This is a genomic window from Pseudomonas monsensis (assembly GCF_014268495.2).
GTDB lineage: Bacteria > Pseudomonadota > Gammaproteobacteria > Pseudomonadales > Pseudomonadaceae > Aquipseudomonas > Aquipseudomonas monsensis.
This window is the reverse complement of the sequence record NZ_CP077087.1, coordinates 985,032-1,000,353: the sequence shown is the minus strand read 5'-3', so window position 1 is coordinate 1,000,353 and position 15,322 is coordinate 985,032. Positions and strand designations below refer to the sequence as shown.

Here is a 15,322-nt window from a genome sequence, read left to right as displayed (position 1 = left end):
TTGGCCGATTGATTCTATGCTGACATTACGTAGTGATTGTCAGGGTAGACGCACTCATGAAAACCAACCTCCCCCGCAAGCAAAAAGGCGCCGTGGCCATCGAGTTCGCCCTGGTGTTCGTGGTGTTCTTCGCGGTGTTTTATGGCCTGGTGAGTTACAGCCTGCCGCTGCTGCTGATGCAGTCGTTCAACGAGTCCACCGCCGAAACGGTGCGCCGCAGCGTGGCGCTGGATCCGGCTACCGCCAACTACCCCACCGCGCTGACCACCCTCGCCCGCACCGAACTGACCCGGCAACTGGGCTGGCTGCCCGGGGCTCTGAACTTCAATGCCGCCACCGACAGCAGCATCACCTATGTCGGCGGATTGCTGACGGTGAGCATCAATTACCCCACCTCCAAGTTGAATCAGGCGCTGCCGTTTCTGGTACTGCCGGGAATCGGTACGGTGCCACGTCTGCCGGCGACGTTACGCGCCTCCTCGAGCCTGCAGTTTTGAGTCCCGGGGACACCTTGTTCGGGCGCCTGCTCAATCGACCGCCGGGAACGCCCGAGGCTACGGATCTGCCGCTCGTGCCGGGCGTCGGCCTGCAGGTGTATCTGGACAGTGAGGGCCACGTCGAACACCTGGGTGGCCCCGTGCGCCATGCCCTGCTGCGGTTGACGGCGCGTTCGGTCACGCACCTGACAGACTACCTGCTGCCCCACAGCGGCCTGGTGGTAGAAGGTCGGCCGCAGGACTGGCAAGGGCAAACACTCGACCTGGATTTTTTCAGCCAGGCCGGGCCGCCCCTGCATCTACGCGGCTGGGTTCAGCCACAGGGTGATGGCTGGTTGCTGCACTTGCTCGACATCGGTGACCTGCTCGGCGAGCGGCGTCAGGCGCGCAGTCGCGAACAATGCCAGTGGCTCGCGGGGCAGATCCGCGAGCAACTGCGCCTGTGCAGTCTCACGCGTCTGGCGCAGGTGCTGGGCGAACAATTGCAACGCGTCAGTCAGTACTTGCACATCCCGTGTCTGGCGCTGGCGGTACTCGATGATCAGGAGCAAGGCTGGCAGATCCATCAGCACTACTGCGCGCCCGGGGCGCCGCAGCTGTGGAGCCCGGCGCAAGGACTGGGGACCGCGCTGGACAGTCTGAACAGTGCGGCCCCGCAAGCCCTGCAGGTCAGCGAACAGCCGCGCCTGAGTAGCGTGTTTGGCCCCAATCCGGGCTTTGCCGTACCCTACTGTGATGCTCAAGGAGTCGCGGCGTGGCTGCTTTGCGCCAACTATGACGCCGGGCAACAGGCGCCAGACCTTGGCGATCGTGACTGGCTGGCACTGGCCACCGCCATCGCCGCGCCACTGCTGGAAAGTTTGCGCGAGCACCGCCATCAGCAACAACTGGAACGCCTGGAAGCGCTTCAGGCACTGCTCGGCACCGGATGGTGGGAAGTGTTCGACAGCGCCGAAGTGCAACTGGCCAGGTCGCTGGCCGACAGCCTGGGCCTGCCGGCAACTCGCCTGTCGCTGCAGGACTGGTTCGCCCGGGTGCACCCCGCCGATCGCGATGAACTGCGCAGTCAGCTGCAAGCCTTGCAGGATGAGGGCACACCGCTGGAGTTATGCGTGCGCCTGCAACCCTGCGAACAGGCGCAATTGCTGTGGTATCGGGTGCAGGGCCAGGCGCTGGGCATCGGTGCCGGACGCCGGCTCGTGGGGTTCATGCTCGACATCAGCGACATCAAGAATCAGCAGCAACAGGCCGCCGCCGCCCATGCGCGGCTGGACAACCTGATCGCCAGCTCACCGGCGGTGATCTATGTGCAGCGCTACGTCGAAGGCGCGCTGCAACCAACATTTTTCAGCGCCAGTCTGCAACCGCTGCTGGGCTGGAGTCTGGCCGACTGCAGCGATGGCGCACTGGTCGAACACGTGCATCCTGACGACCGCGCGGTGTATTTCCAGCGCACGCGACAATTGCTGCGCGAGGGCACGGTGAGCACGCGCTATCGGGTCCTCGACCGGCAAGGCCATGCACACTGGTTGCTCGATGAAGCCAAGCTGCTGCGCGACGACCTCGGCTTGCCGGTGGAAGCCGTGGGCCTGTGGCTGGATATCACCGAGGCGACGCTCGCCGCCGAGCAGGTCCGGGCCAGCGAAGAACGCTACCGGATTCTGGTAGAGGATTCGCCGGCGATGATCTGTCGCTACCGTCCGGACCTGACCCTGATCTTCGGCAATCGGCCCCTGGCGACGTATCTGGAGTGCGCGCCGGAGCAGTTGCCCGGGGTCAACCTCGGCAGCTGGATGTCGGACGAACAGCGCGCAGCGTTCACCCAGCGTCTGGCGCAACTGACCCCGCAGGTGCCGGTGAGCACAGCCGAAGTCAATCTGCGCCTGCCAGGGCGTGAACATGCGTGGTGGGTCTGGTCGGATCGCGGCGTGTTCGACGAGCAGGGACGCCTGCTCGAAGTGCAAGCGGTGGGCCGCGACAACACCGAGGTCCGCCGCTCGCAACAGCAACTCACGCAGAGCGCGAAAATGGCCACCCTCGGCGAAATGGCCACCGGTCTGGCGCACGAAATCAATCAACCGCTCAACGTGATGCGCATGGCCATCGTCAACGTGCTCAAACGCCTGGGCAACGGCGATGTGCAGGTCGATTACCTGACCGACAAACTCAACCGCATCGACGCCCAGGTCCAGCGCGCCGCGCGGGTGGTCGATCACATGCGGGTATTCGGACGCCGCTCGGAAATCGAACAACATCCGTTCAACCCCCTCGAGGCCATCGACGGCACCTTGTCGCTGCTCTCGGAGGGCTTGCGCGGCAAAGGCGTGGAGCTGCGGCTCAAGGAATCGGACTTGCAGGTGCAGGTGCGCGGTTATGTCGATCAACTGGAACAGGTGCTGATCAACCTGATGGTCAACGCCCGGGATGCGCTGCTGAGCAAGCGCGAAGCCGATCGCGACTTCCAGCCGTGGATCGCGGTGTCCGCCGAGAGCGACGAGCATGTGGTGCGATTGTGGGTGGAGGACAACGGCGGCGGCATCGACCAACGCCTGCTGGAGCGGATTTTCGAGCCTTTTTTCACCACCAAACCGGTGGGCGTCGGCACCGGCCTGGGGCTGTCGGTGAGCTACGGCATCGTCGAAAACATGGGCGGACGCCTGAGCGTGCGCAATGGCGATGAAGGCGCACGCTTCTGCATTGAACTGCCGCTTGCCGTGGTCGACTAGATCGCCAGCATCGGTTGTCCGGGCGGCTTGCAACTGAGGTTGGCGCCGACGTCGACCTTGTTCAGGGTGATGCCGAGGTTGGCGAGCAAACCATCAAGTATCGGATCGAGCACCGGACTGAGCAGGTTGTCGATCACCACCCCCAGCGTGTTGTTCACCCCTGCCAGCACATCGGCGGTGGTGGTCAGCAAACCGCCCAACAGGCTGGAGCCGGTCGGTTTGTATGCCTGCACCTGAACCCCGGCCAACGTGCCCCGAAGGCTGTCGACCACGCCCTGGGTAGCAAAACTGTAATACTGCGGCGGGGTTTTGATTTCCGGTGGCTGATTGTAGATGTGCGTGCTTTGGGTGGCGGCCACCGAGGTATCGACCTTCACCCCCAGACCACCGCCGTAGAACGGTTTGCGACTGTTCGGGTCACAGGTCGCCGAGCCGAGCCCCAACAGCGGAATGGTACAGGTGACGACGCCGACGTCGATCAGCGCCAGCGGCTGCACAGTGATGTCTGCCGAGGACGAAAAGGCATTGGCGGTGTCGATCCTGCCGACCTTGAGCTTGACCAGCGACGAGTTGGTCTGGGTGGTCAGGGTCTTGGTCGCATCGCTGACGCAGGTGTAATCGGTGACATGGCTGTCGGCGGCCGCCACATCCAGTGCAATGTCGATGGTCGAGGTCGGGAGGATTTTCAGGTCGGTCCGCTGGCAGGTGCCTCCCAGTGTGCAGAACAACGAGTTCAAGGTGCCGGCGATGTTCAGGTGCAACAGGTTGTTCAGGGTATCGGTCAGCCCGCCCACCAGCGGCGCGCTGACAATCGCATTGGCCAGGCCGGTGACGCCGGTCAGCAATGGCAGGTTCAACGAAATCACTGTGCGGACTTGCGCGGTTCGCACGTAGATCCGGTTGGCGCCCATCGGGTCGGCCTTGGCCAGCGCCGGGTTGCCGAACGCCGACAGTTGCGGCGGCTCGATGACCTTGACCTTGACCGAACCATTGACCAGCCCCGGAATGTTCAGCGGCACGCTCGCCACCAACGCATTCTGACTGTTGGCCAGTTGCACGAAGGCTTCCACCAACTGGAACACTTGAAGATTGGCATTGAGCGCCGAAGACGTGGCGCCGGTCTGCAATTGCAGCAGTTGCCCGAGCACCACCGAGGTATTGCCGACCACCGCTCGCAGCCCGACCAGACCGTCGACGGCCACACTGGCCGTGTTGCCGCCCTGGGTCAGCACGTTGATGGCGGTGTCGATCAGTTGCGTCAGCTGGATGTTCTGGCCGAGCAGTTGCGTGTAATTGCCGGCTTGAACGTTGACGTCCAGTGCCAGCTGATTGAGGTAGCTCAGCACATTGATATTGGTGTCCACCAACCCCTGCCAGCCCGCCACACTCAGGTTGAGATTACCGCCGAGCATCTGCCCGATCAGTGCATTGAGGGCAGCCGATTTGCTGGCGTCGATGGTCAGCGCCGTGGTGCCGAGGGTCAGTTGTGCGATCGGTGGCAACACCGCATAAGTACCGACGGCGGTGGCCGTAAGGCGTGTGGTCGGGGACACCGAACCCGGTGTGAACAGGGCGTAGAGGGCGGCGGCGACGCTGGTTGGCACCACGCGGGTGGCAACCACGCTGATGGCTTGCTTTTGCGCAGCGTTCGCGGTGAACGCCCGCAGGTTGTTCGCCCCGGTCTGCACGGTGCCGCAGGTCACAGTCAGGGTTGTCCCAGAGCCCACCGTGAAGTCGTTGCGCGCAGCGCTCGCGGTGGCGTAAGTGGCAGCCGTTGTGCCCGCCAGGCAATCGCCCTGGCGCGATACCGCTTCCAGGGCCGCCACATCCACCACGCGCTGCAGGCGACGCTGCTCCATGTACAAGCGGCCGCTGTCGACCACCAGCACCATGCACACCAGGGCCAGTCCGAGTGTCAACGCGGCCATCAGACCGATCGCCCCGCGTTGCCGGGTGCGGCCTTTGAAACGAGAACGGGGCGACATGGCGCACTCCTTTGCCGGCCCACTGCCGGGCGCTGCCTCCATGGGTGCAATTGAGTGTAGTAGCCACTACTGGCAACGCGCCATTCCATACACCGCAAAACCCTGTAGGAGTGCGCCTGCTCGCGACAACGGCGGCACATTCAACAACAAAGTGCCAGAGAGTCCACCATCGCGAGCAGGCTCGCGCCTACAGGGGAGTTGTTTTTATGCCGTCTTAGCGCGGTGGATAGTTGGCGAGGATCCGCCCGACCGTTTCGCGAATCGCCTTGCTGCGCTCCTGCGGATTCGGCGAGCTGCTGAGCATTTGCTCGTCACTGCCACGCCAGACCAGTTTGCCGTCCTTGCCGTCGAGCAGATCAATCTGGATGGTCGCGACCTTATAAGTGATGTTGCGCGTTTCGTTGTACATCGGCGCGCCCCAGTAACCGTTCCACGGGCCACCCCAACCACCGCCGTAGTTGGTCGTCACTTGCTGCTGACGATCTTCGACGATCAGGTAGGCCTGCACATTCAAATCGCCCCTGGCCCCCGCGGCGGCCGGACGCAAGCCACGTTGATCGAGCTGATCGGCAACCGACTGGCGGATACGCTGCTCGGTCAGGTCGCTCTTGATTCGCGGATCATCGGGACGATATTGCAGGGCGGGTTCTTTCCAGCCCCAGCTGCGGTAGGCAGCGAAATCGCGGCTGGCATCAAAGTCATGGTTGACCTGGTTGGCGGCGCAGGCGCTGAGCAGCGCGGCCATGGCCAGTAAAGCGAGACGGCGGAACATGGCATTTCTCCGGTGGAAGACATGACCCTGCGAAAAAGGCTGATTTGAAGATTAGCTCGGTGGATACGTCGACATGGCTTTTTCCAACGCCTCGCGAATGGCATCGGTGCGCACGAGTTGGCTGCCCTGGTTGGCGGTTTCGGCACTGGCGCTCCACACCGGTTGACCGGTGCCGGCGTCGAACAGATTGACCTGCACCACCACGACCTGCTCCTGATACGTGCGCACGATTGGTACGGTGTTGTACATGCCGTAGCCGCGGCCATAACGATCGTAGCCGCCGTAGCCACTGCCGTAATAACCATAGTCGTCCTGCACCTGACGCAAACGGGTTTCCAGGCGCAGATTGGCGCTCACCAACAGATCGGCCGGACGCTTGTCGTGCAACGGGCGCAAGCCGCGCTGATCCAGCGCATTGCTCACTGCTTCGGCCACTTGTGCCGAGTCAGCCCACGCCGTGCCCGGCGGCAGTTGGCCGTTGAGCCAGGCCCAACTGCGGTAGCGCCCGTAATCCCGTGGCGGTGCCGGGTACGCGCTGCGATCAAAGGTGTTGGCCGCTTGCGCCGGCGCCGGGGGCAAGGGCCGCGACTGCGCCACGTAAGGGTTGCTGCCCTGGCAGGCAGCCAATCCCAGACACATCAGCAATAACCCGGATTGAGCTTTCATGTCGCGCTCCGATCAGATCGGCCGGCAGATCCAGTGCAAGTAACGCCCAAGCCCGGCGAAGCTTGGGTGACGACGGTGGGCGAGCTCCATTTCCAGCAAGTCCACCAGTTCGGCGCGGGCCTGGAATTCCACCGGCATGTAGTCGTGGAAAACCCGGATCCCGCTTTGCGTTTCGACCTGCCACAAGCCGGCGAGTTGCGTGGCCAGTTCCCGCGGATCCAGCGGCTGCTGAGGCGTCAGGCTCTGCTTTTCGCCGGCCAGGCTGTTCTTGCGCATTTTCTTGAAATGGCCTTTGAGCAGGTTGCGGTAGATCAAGGCATCGCGGTTGTAGAACGCCAGCGACAACCAGCCGCCGGGCCTGGTCAGTTGATGCAGCACCGGCAGAATCGCATGGGGTTCGGCCAGCCATTCGAGTACGGCGTGGCAGATCACCAGATCATACGGTTCGGTGAGTTGACCGAGCAGTGCCTGCCACGGTGCCTGGATGAATGTCGCGGTCTGCCCGGCCTCGGCGAAACGCTGGCGGGCGCCTTCGAGCATTGGCTCGGCAGGTTCCGTGAAGGTCACGTCATGCCCGCGTTCGGCCAGCCACAATGACATGTGGCCGAGGCCGCCACCGATATCGAGCACCCGCAGCGGCCGATCCGGCAGCGCTTCAGCGAGGTCGGCCTGCAACACCGCGAGGCGAATCGCGCCTTTGGCGCCGCCGTAGATTTTCTCGGCGAACCGCGTCGCCAACTGATCGAAATGCCGGTCGCTCATCAGCTGAACCGCCGTTCGCTGTCGGCGAGCTTGGCGCGCACCACTTCGTTCATGTCCAGGCCCAGTTCACTGCAGAGCAATAACAAATACAGGACGATATCGCCGACTTCCTGCCCGGCATGCGCCAGTGTTTCCGCCGGCAACTGGCGCGACTGGTCTTCGCTCAGCCACTGGAAAATCTCCACCAGTTCGGACATCTCGACGCTGGCGGCCATGGCGAGGTTTTTCGGGCTGTGAAATGGTCGCCAGTCATTACGGTCGCGAATGGCGTGCAGGCGTTCGGTCAATTCAACAAGGTTCATCGGGCTCTCCTGAAGGCGTATAGCTTCGGGGGGATACGTCCTGAAGGCAAGCGGCGCGCTGCGCTTTTGGTGGGAGCGGGCTTTAGGCAAACCCTCTATAGTTGCAGGGAACTCGGCCACCTCCGCTGCGGCCCAAGGCTCAGCTCTTTTCATCAGGATGCACACATGCAGGTAGAAAGCTTTTTCGAATGGCTCGGCCAGGCACTCGGCTCGATCATCCGCTTCATCGTCGATGGGCTCAGCGGCTTGTTCAACATTCTGAGCAACGCCGGCGGCAATTTCGTCGATGGGCTGGCCAGGACGCTGGGCATGGACACCTCGATCATCAGCATCCTCGCGCTGATTGTCGGCTTGATGCTGTTGTGGTCAGCGATCCGTGCGTTCATGAATGCGTCGATCATTGCCGGGATCATCTGGTTGCTGCTGGGGTTGTGGTTACTGAGCTGGATTATCCATTAACGCCTTCAAAAGCCCCTCACCCTAACCCTCTCCCGGAGGGAGAGGGGACTGACCGGAGTGTTTTCGAGAAATACACCGACTTGCAATACCGCGTCGAACTCCGGTTTTGAAAACGCCAGAGATCGGCGCCCTCTCCCACCGGGAGAGGGGACTGATCGGAGTGTTTTCGAGAAATACACCGACTTGCAATACCGCGTCGAACTCCGGTTTTGAAAACGCCAGAGGTCGGCTCACTCTCCCACCGGGAGAGGGGACTGACCGGAGTGTTTTCGAGAAATACACCGACTTGCAATACCGCGTCGAACTCCGGTTTTGAAAACACCAGAGATCGGCTCCCTCTCGCACCGGGAGAGGGGACTGACCGAAGTGTTTTCGAGAAGTACACCGACTTGCGATACCGCGTCGAACTCCGGTTTTGAAAACGCCAGAGATCGGCGCCCTCTCCCACCGGGAAAGGGCACTGACCGGAGTGTTTTCGAGAAGTACACCGACTTGCGATACCGCGTCGAACTCCGGTTTTGAAAACGCCAGAGGTCGGCTCCCTCTCCCTCCGGGAGAGGGCTGGGGTGAGGGTCGCTTCTACCGCTACAATGCAGCTCCCAAGGAGCCCGCATGTCCAACCTGATTGCCGACTGGCGCGACCGCCCGACTCACCGCAAGGTCTGGGCGCTTGCCGCGCCGATGATTCTTTCCAATATTTCCGTGCCACTGGTGGCGCTGGTCGACAGCACTGTCATCGGACACTTGCCCCATGCCCATCAATTGGGGGCGGTGGCGGTCGGCGCCAGCCTGTACACCTTTCTGGCCTGGGCCATGGGGTTTCTGCGCATGGGTACCACCGGGTTTGCCGCACAGGCTGCCGGGCGCAGCGATGGTGCGGCGTTGCGGCAGACTCTGTTGCAGGGCTTGTTGCTGGCGATGGGCCTGGCGCTGGTGCTCGGCACCCTCGGCGTGCCATTGAGCGAGGTCGCGTTGCACTTCATGCAGCCGTCGGCCGAACTCGATCAACTGACCCGCGACTTCTTTCACACCCGGTTGTTCGGCCTGCCGGCCGCGCTGGCCAGTTATGCGCTGGTCGGCTGGTTCCTCGGCACCCAGAACGCCCGCGCACCACTGGCGATTCTGCTGAGCACCAACCTGATCAACATCGCCCTCAACCTATGGTTCGTCATTGGCCTGGAATGGGGCGTGGTCGGTTCGGCCCGGGCTTCGGTGATCGCCGAATGGAGCGGCGCCCTGCTCGGCCTGTGGTTGACCCGTGGCGCCTTGCGCGCCTATCCCGGGCACATCGCCTGGGCCGCGTTGAAGCTGTGGCACAGCTGGCGCCCGCTGCTGGCGGTCAATCGCGACATCTTCATCCGCAGCCTGGCCCTGCAATCGGTGTTTTTCATGATCACCGTACAAGGCGCGCGGCTGGGCGATGCGACCGTCGCCGCCAATGCGCTGCTGCTCAACGGCCTGCTGCTGACGGCCCATGCGCTGGATGGTCTGGCCCATGCGGTCGAAGCCTTGTGCGGCCATGCCATCGGTGCTCGTGATCGCCTCGCGCTGCGCCGTTCGCTGGTGGTGGCCGGTGGCTGGTCACTGATCGCCAGCCTGGGGTTTGCCGCATTGTTTCTGCTGGCCGGGCACTTGTTCATCGAAATGCAGACCAACATCCAGAACGTACGCGACACGGCGTTCATCTACCTGCCGTATCTCGCCGTGCTGCCGTTGATTGCGGTCTGGAGCTACCTGCTCGACGGCCTGTTCATTGGCGCCACCCGCGCGCGGGAAATGCGCAACGGCATGCTGCTGACCATCGCCCTGCTGTTGCCGTTTGCCTGGGCGTTGCAAGGGCTGGGCAATCACGGGCTGTGGATCTCTTTCCTGCTGTTCATGGTCCTGCGCAGCCTGACCCTCGGTGGCATAGCCCTGTGGCTGCGACGTCACGACGGCTGGTTCAGCGGCGGTGTTCACTGAACCGGCGTGTGCTTGACGAATAACACCACCTGGTCGAGCACCGGCGCCAGACGCCGAAGCGGTCGTGACAGGGTTGCCACCAGCGTCACATGACTGGGCCGCGAGTAGTACAGGTCCTGAACCGGCACGCCCGCCTCGCGCAGTTTGCGTGCCAGGCCTGCGGTGTTGCGCGTCGGGTTGACCAGAGTGTCCCGGGTCGCGGCGATCAGCAGCGCCGGGGGTTCGCCCTGCCTGACATGGTTGATCGGTTGCGATTGCGGCGGTGAGTCCGGCCAGAAAAACACCGGGCGCACGTCGGCATTCTTGATCGGCAGAAAATCATAAGGGCCGGCCAGACCGATCCAGCCGCTGAGGTCTTTCGACGACATGCCCACCGCCCCCAGCAGGCCTGGGTCCAGCGCCAGCATCGCCGCGTTGTAGGCCCCGGAACTGTGGCCCATCAGGTACAGGCGCTGCGGGTTGCCGGAGAACGCGCGTATGTGTGCCCGGGTCCAGGCCACCGCCTGCGCCGAGTCCTCGAGAAACAGCGGATAACGCACTTGCGGGTACAGTCGATAATCCGCCAGCACCGCGACGATTCCCCGCGACGCCAAGGCCTCGCCGACAAAGGCGTAATCGCCGCGATCGCCGCTGTTCCAGCTGCCGCCGTAGAAAAACACCACCACCGGCGCCCCTTCCAGTGGCTGGCGTGGCATGTACACGTCGAGTTTCTGCCGTGGATCGGCGCCATAGGCAATGCCGGCGGTTCGGTGGAAGGTGTCGTCGGGGGTCAGCGCATTCAGCAGCCTGACCGGTGAACACCCTGTCAGCACCATCAGCAGGAGCCCGCCGAGGACTGTGCCGAACCACTGCCGCGAAGGATTTGCCATGGACGCCTTACCTCACGATTGATCTTTCTGCCAGTACCGCCGCACATGGTCGAGCCGCTCCTGCGCGGTCAGCGCGCGCGGAAAGTCTGGCAGTTCCGCCCGGGGATGCTGCAAGCGTAGCCACAACCAGGCATCCAGCACCGTCCGTTCGCTGAAACCCAGGGCCAGACCTTGCTGAACATGGGAGGCCATGCACGCGTAATCGGTTCCCATCGCTTGGCTCCAGCGCCAGATGTGCTGTTCCAGCAGGCACGTCTGCAACCGCTCGCGCTGACGATACGTGAGGCTTTGTTCGATCCCCAAGGGTTCGACCGGCCACTGCGGATTGCGCAATTGCTGCCAGCCTTGACTGCCGATCGCCCGATCGGGCCAGGTGCCGCCGAACCAGCGCAACCGGCGGATCGGCCCCAGCCAGCGACTCAGCTCGGCGGCATCGCAGGCGTCGAAGAAATAGCTCGCGGTCTGGCGGTTGTAATAGCCGAGCAAGGCCCGGTGATTGCGGCCGAACGAAACCGTCAGCATGCGCCGCAGGTGACTCAACAGCAGCTGCTCCGAGGCATCTGAGTCGAGCAGCAGCCCGCGCCAGGTAAACGGATCGTGGTGACACAACGCTGCCAACGCGCTTTGAGCCTGTAAGTCGACCAACACCGGGCCCACGTCGCTGACCGGTTGAAACTCGGTGCCCTCGAATAATTGCCAGCGGCGCACCGCGACGAAGCTCTGGCGCAATACCGCCAGGGCACGGGGCGCGTCGGGACCGTCGAGCAGCAACCACCGCGCAGGTGGCTCAAGCGCCGCGCCGCTCATGGTGCGCCGCTCTGGTCCAGCGAAGCGAGCAACCGACAGCTGCACACCGACGCCGGACAATGCTGGTAACTGCCACCACCGGGCACCAGACACAACAGCAACATCGGTTCCGCCGACTTCAGCCATTGCGCAAACCCGGCACTTGGCAGTTCGTCAGCGAAAACCGGCTCGCCTTCTTCGTTGTCGTCGGCAAGTGCCGGTTCCAGCAATACCCCGCTGATCACGGGTTGATCCGGGTCGCCCTCAAGAAAACTCACCACCACCTCGACACCTTCACGCAGGGTCGCCAGCGAGGTCGCGTTCAGTGACGGGGCGAGCGGCAGCCAGCAATGGCTCGCGGCGGCACCTTCGCCTTGATAGAGCCAGTCGAACTGCACCGCCACCGGTCGCGAATGATCCGGGCGCGGCTCGTCAACCGACACCACCCAGGCCCGTTGCAGACTGTGCATCGGTGGCCTGAGCCGGGCGGTAGCGGCAGGCGCCAGCATTTGCGCGACGCCCGCGATGCGATTGCTGTAGGGCGGTTCAGCGCCAGTATCGGCGCGATGTTCGATCCGGCTCAGCAGCCAGTGCCGGTTGCACTCGGCAAAGGGATGGCCGTGCAGCGACAGCCACTGCCCGCTGCGCAGGGCCGACAGATCCGATTGCCCCTCAGCCGTGCGCAACGCCGGGGCAGTCTCGCCGCCGGCTCGTGTGCCCGCCTGCAGTTGCCAGCGACGTACTGCCGGCGATTTGCCGAGGTGATCGAAGGACGCCGCGCCAGCTCCGGGCAATTGCCCGGGGTCATCGCCGAAGACCAGGCAATGCCCGTCACGCCCATGCTCGAAGTAGTAGTGGATGTGCGCCTGCGCGCACAGACGCTGGACAAATTGCAGATCAGACTCGCGGTACTGAGTGCAAAAGGCGCGTGGCGGATAGTCGCCATGCAGGTCAAACCGGCATTGTGCACCGACAATTCCATGCTCCTTGAGGACCTGCATCAAAATCTGCGGCACCGAACGGCCGCTGAAAATCCGCTGACTGAAACGCAGCGCCAGACAACTCAGCTTCGGCCCCAGCGAAACACGACATAACCGCAACCCCTCGCCGTGCTCGTACTGGACCACACGCAGCAACTGACCGTTCAGGCCTGCGCGCAATGGGCCGAACTGCAGGAAGGCGCAGCGGTACAACAGACCGGCAAGGTCCAGGTGCGGGTCAGCGATCAACAGGTCGATGTCAAAGGCAAAGGGCTCGCTGATGCCCTCACTTCCGGTAAAGGCCAGAACTTCGAAGGGGTCGGACAGACCCGCTACATCGAGACGAAAGGACGGCTCGTTGACTGGATCGAACATAGGCGGATCTCTACAGGAGGGGCGGTCGGGGATTCTCGCCGAGAGCCATGGCCGAGTAGAGTGCCGAAGTTCAACTTAGGAAATGACCTACGCGAAAAGCAGACCAGATGACTTTCCTGGCTGAGGTAGCCAGGTTTTTCGCGCGGATTTGGAGAAATGTCCCACCGGATCATCTGAAGTTTCCGCTGTAAGCGGAAAAACTTCAGACAACCCGGTGAGCAGGCAACCTGGCCTCAGGAAGACAGGTAGGAGGAGCGGGTCAGGCCCAGACGCAAGGCATCGAGGAACTGCGTGCGTTCGCTGGCACTGATGCGGGCACTGGCGCACTTGTCGCGGTAGTGAGTCATCAGTTCTTCCGGCGACAAGTGCACGTAACGCAGCATGTCTTCGATGGTGTCGTGGGTTTCGATACCGGCGTGGTACACGCTGCCATCGGCGTTCTGATAGATGTTCACCGAATCGGTGTCACCGAACAGGTTGTGCATGTCGCCGAGGATTTCCTGATAGGCGCCGACCAGGAACACGCCCAGCAGGTAATCTTCACCTTCATTCAAACCGTGCACCGGCAGGCTGGTCTCGATGCTCTGCTCGTCGACGTACTGGTTGATCTTGCCGTCGGAGTCGCACGTCAGGTCCTGCAGGACCGCACGACGCAGCGGCTCTTCATCCAGACGATGCAGCGGGATGATCGGCAGGACCTGGTCGATAGCCCAGGTGTCCGGCAGGCTCTGGAACACCGAGAAGTTGCAGATGTACTTGTCGGCCAGCTTGTCATTGAGTTCGTCGAGCACCTGACGGTGCGAACGCTGACGCGCCTTCAGCGAGTTGTGCAGGCGGCGGCACACGGCGAAGTAGCATTGCTCGGCCAGGGCTTTTTCGGCCAGGGTCAGCTTGCCGTCGGCGTACTGCGACGCCACGTCGCTCATGTAGTGGGTGGCGCGCCAGTAGGTTTCGGTGACCATTTCAATGTCGGTCGGGCCGAGCAGGTCGACCAGCCACTGCACGGTTTCCGGCAGGTTTTCCTTGTTTTCGATCAGCGGGATTTCGTCGTTGTGTTTCTCGACGTCGGTCACCTGCACCACCAGCATCGCGTGGTGCGCGGTCAGCGAGCGGCCGCTTTCGGAGAAGATGTGCGGATGCGGCAGGCTCTGCGCGTCGCAGAATTCCTTGAGCATGCCGACCACGACACCGGCGTAGTCGTCCATGTCGTAGTTGATCGAACTGGCATTGCGCGAGTGGGTACCGTCGTAGTCGACACCCAGACCGCCGCCGACGTCGATGTGATCGACCGGCAGGCCAAGGTTGCGCAACTCGCCGTAGTAACGGATCGCTTCCTTGAAACCGTGCTGGTAGTCAGCCAGGTTGGCGATCTGCGAGCCCATGTGGAAGTGCAGCAGGCGAATGCCCTGATCCAGGCCAGCCGCGCGAAAACGCTCGACCACCGACAACAGTTGCGCCGCCGACAGACCGAATTTGGATTTCTCGCCACCGGTGTCCGCCCACTTCGACGAGGCCAGCGACGACAGGCGCACGCGCAGGCCGACCTGTGGCTTGACCTTCAGCGAAGCGGCTTCTTCGATCACCAGGCCGACTTCGGATTCTTTCTCGATCACGATGAACACGTTGTGGCCGAGCTTCTGGCCCATCAGCGCCAGACGGATGAACTCGCGGTCCTTGTAACCGTTGCAGACGATGGTGCCGCCCTTTGGCGCCAGTGCCAGCACCGCCAGCAGCTCAGGCTTGGAGCCGGCTTCCAGACCGATGGAAACGTTCTGGGTGGCGATGATGTTCTCGATTACCGCTTCTTGCTGGTTGACCTTGATCGGGTACAGCGCGGTGTACTTGCTCTGGTACTCCAGGCGCTCGATGTTCGAGTCGAAGGCACCGGTCAGCTGACGGACGCGGTCTTGCAGGATGTCGGGGAAACGAACCAGCAACGGCAAGGACAAACCGCTCTTGCGCAGTTGATCGACTTGTTCGAACAGGTCGATAGGCGAGCTGCTCGGGCCGTTCGGACGAACTTCGACGCGACCGGCGTCATTGATCGCGAAATACCCGGCCCCCCAATGGCGAATCCCGTAAACACTGCGGCTGTCCGCAACTGTCCATTGGCTGCCATCGTCTTTACGTGTGCGTCGTACGGACATCGAAGTCCCCTATAAAGAAGTCATAGTGCGTCGC

General features: G+C 62.8%; 13 protein-coding genes. 4 read left to right on the top strand and 9 right to left on the bottom strand.

The annotated features are described in order from the left end of the window. The first annotated feature begins 56 nt into the window (after positions 1-56). Together HV782_RS04190 and HV782_RS04185 are read left to right on the top strand one after the other, a co-directional pair. The gene (locus tag HV782_RS04190) at positions 57-497 is read left to right on the top strand and encodes a TadE/TadG family type IV pilus assembly protein (protein ID WP_123471071.1); all 441 of its coding nucleotides are present in this window, start codon (positions 57-59) and stop codon (positions 495-497) included. After that, on the top strand, positions 494-3,223 hold the full coding sequence (locus HV782_RS04185; protein WP_186747444.1) for a PAS domain-containing sensor histidine kinase: 2,730 nt from the start codon (positions 494-496) through the stop codon (positions 3,221-3,223). Before HV782_RS04190 ends, HV782_RS04185 begins: the two co-directional genes overlap by 4 nt. On the opposite strand, the gene HV782_RS04180 is transcribed toward HV782_RS04185, so the two are convergent. The 5 genes from HV782_RS04180 to HV782_RS04160 all read right to left on the bottom strand — a co-directional run bounded on the left by HV782_RS04180 (position 3,220) and on the right by HV782_RS04160 (position 7,710). Next, positions 3,220-5,208 carry a pilus assembly protein TadG-related protein gene (locus HV782_RS04180; protein ID WP_186747446.1) on the bottom strand — a complete coding sequence of 663 codons (1,989 nt, stop codon included), beginning with the start codon at positions 5,206-5,208 and terminating at the stop codon, positions 3,220-3,222. The two genes, HV782_RS04185 and HV782_RS04180, sit on opposite strands and share 4 nt — an antisense overlap. A gap of 214 nt (positions 5,209-5,422) precedes the next feature. Further along, complete coding sequence (locus HV782_RS04175) at positions 5,423-5,980, bottom strand: DUF4136 domain-containing protein (protein WP_123471066.1); 558 nt, start codon at positions 5,978-5,980, stop codon at positions 5,423-5,425. Positions 5,981-6,031: 51 nt separating this feature from the next. Beyond that, a complete protein-coding gene (locus HV782_RS04170) occupies positions 6,032-6,646 on the bottom strand; it encodes a DUF4136 domain-containing protein (protein ID WP_123471065.1) in 615 nt (204 codons plus the stop codon). A gap of 12 nt (positions 6,647-6,658) precedes the next feature. Continuing rightward, a complete protein-coding gene (locus tag HV782_RS04165) occupies positions 6,659-7,408 on the bottom strand; it encodes a methyltransferase (protein ID WP_123471063.1) in 750 nt (249 codons plus the stop codon). After that, entirely contained in the window at positions 7,408-7,710 is a 303-nt protein-coding gene (locus tag HV782_RS04160; protein ID WP_128616478.1) for a MazG-like family protein, read from the bottom strand. Before HV782_RS04160 ends, HV782_RS04165 begins: the two co-directional genes overlap by 1 nt. Positions 7,711-7,875: 165 nt before the next feature. Here HV782_RS04160 and HV782_RS04155 point away from each other — a divergent pair, with 165 nt between their 5' ends. Continuing rightward, positions 7,876-8,169 (top strand): hypothetical protein, encoded by a 294-nt coding sequence (locus tag HV782_RS04155; protein ID WP_115985475.1) that lies wholly within the window; start codon positions 7,876-7,878, stop codon positions 8,167-8,169. Between the two features lie 612 nt (positions 8,170-8,781). Continuing rightward, positions 8,782-10,131, top strand: coding sequence for an MATE family efflux transporter (locus tag HV782_RS04150; RefSeq protein WP_186747448.1), 1,350 nt, complete (start codon positions 8,782-8,784; stop codon positions 10,129-10,131). Here HV782_RS04150 and HV782_RS04145 read toward each other — a convergent pair. From HV782_RS04145 to speA, 4 genes are all read right to left on the bottom strand, one after another. Continuing rightward, entirely contained in the window at positions 10,125-11,000 is an 876-nt protein-coding gene (locus HV782_RS04145) for an alpha/beta hydrolase (RefSeq protein WP_186747450.1), read from the bottom strand. The genes HV782_RS04150 and HV782_RS04145 overlap by 7 nt on opposite strands. A 12-nt stretch (positions 11,001-11,012) precedes the next feature. Further along, complete coding sequence (locus HV782_RS04140; RefSeq protein ID WP_186747452.1) at positions 11,013-11,807, bottom strand: DUF4123 domain-containing protein; 795 nt, start codon at positions 11,805-11,807, stop codon at positions 11,013-11,015. Then, positions 11,804-13,141, bottom strand: a complete 1,338-nt coding sequence (locus HV782_RS04135) for a type VI secretion system Vgr family protein (RefSeq protein ID WP_186747454.1) — start codon at positions 13,139-13,141, stop codon at positions 11,804-11,806. The genes HV782_RS04140 and HV782_RS04135 overlap by 4 nt, the downstream gene beginning before the upstream one ends. 233 nt (positions 13,142-13,374) lie before the next feature. Next, positions 13,375-15,288: an arginine decarboxylase gene (gene speA, locus HV782_RS04130; protein ID WP_003221289.1), complete on the bottom strand. Its 1,914-nt coding sequence runs from the start codon at positions 15,286-15,288 to the stop codon at positions 13,375-13,377. Between the last annotated feature and the right edge of the window lie 34 nt (positions 15,289-15,322).

Coding starts and splice junctions, on each gene's coding strand:
- HV782_RS04190 (WP_123471071.1), top strand. CDS start 57: ATGAAAACCAACCTCCCCCGCAAGCAAAAAGGCGCCGTGGCCATCGAG.
- HV782_RS04180 (WP_186747446.1), bottom strand. CDS start 5,208: ATGTCGCCCCGTTCTCGTTTCAAAGGCCGCACCCGGCAACGCGGGGCG.
- HV782_RS04175 (WP_123471066.1), bottom strand. CDS start 5,980: ATGTTCCGCCGTCTCGCTTTACTGGCCATGGCCGCGCTGCTCAGCGCC.
- HV782_RS04170 (WP_123471065.1), bottom strand. CDS start 6,646: ATGAAAGCTCAATCCGGGTTATTGCTGATGTGTCTGGGATTGGCTGCC.
- HV782_RS04165 (WP_123471063.1), bottom strand. CDS start 7,408: ATGAGCGACCGGCATTTCGATCAGTTGGCGACGCGGTTCGCCGAGAAA.
- HV782_RS04160 (WP_128616478.1), bottom strand. CDS start 7,710: ATGAACCTTGTTGAATTGACCGAACGCCTGCACGCCATTCGCGACCGT.
- HV782_RS04155 (WP_115985475.1), top strand. CDS start 7,876: ATGCAGGTAGAAAGCTTTTTCGAATGGCTCGGCCAGGCACTCGGCTCG.
- HV782_RS04150 (WP_186747448.1), top strand. CDS start 8,782: ATGTCCAACCTGATTGCCGACTGGCGCGACCGCCCGACTCACCGCAAG.
- HV782_RS04145 (WP_186747450.1), bottom strand. CDS start 11,000: ATGGCAAATCCTTCGCGGCAGTGGTTCGGCACAGTCCTCGGCGGGCTC.
- HV782_RS04140 (WP_186747452.1), bottom strand. CDS start 11,807: ATGAGCGGCGCGGCGCTTGAGCCACCTGCGCGGTGGTTGCTGCTCGAC.
- HV782_RS04135 (WP_186747454.1), bottom strand. CDS start 13,141: ATGTTCGATCCAGTCAACGAGCCGTCCTTTCGTCTCGATGTAGCGGGT.
- speA (WP_003221289.1), bottom strand. CDS start 15,288: ATGTCCGTACGACGCACACGTAAAGACGATGGCAGCCAATGGACAGTT.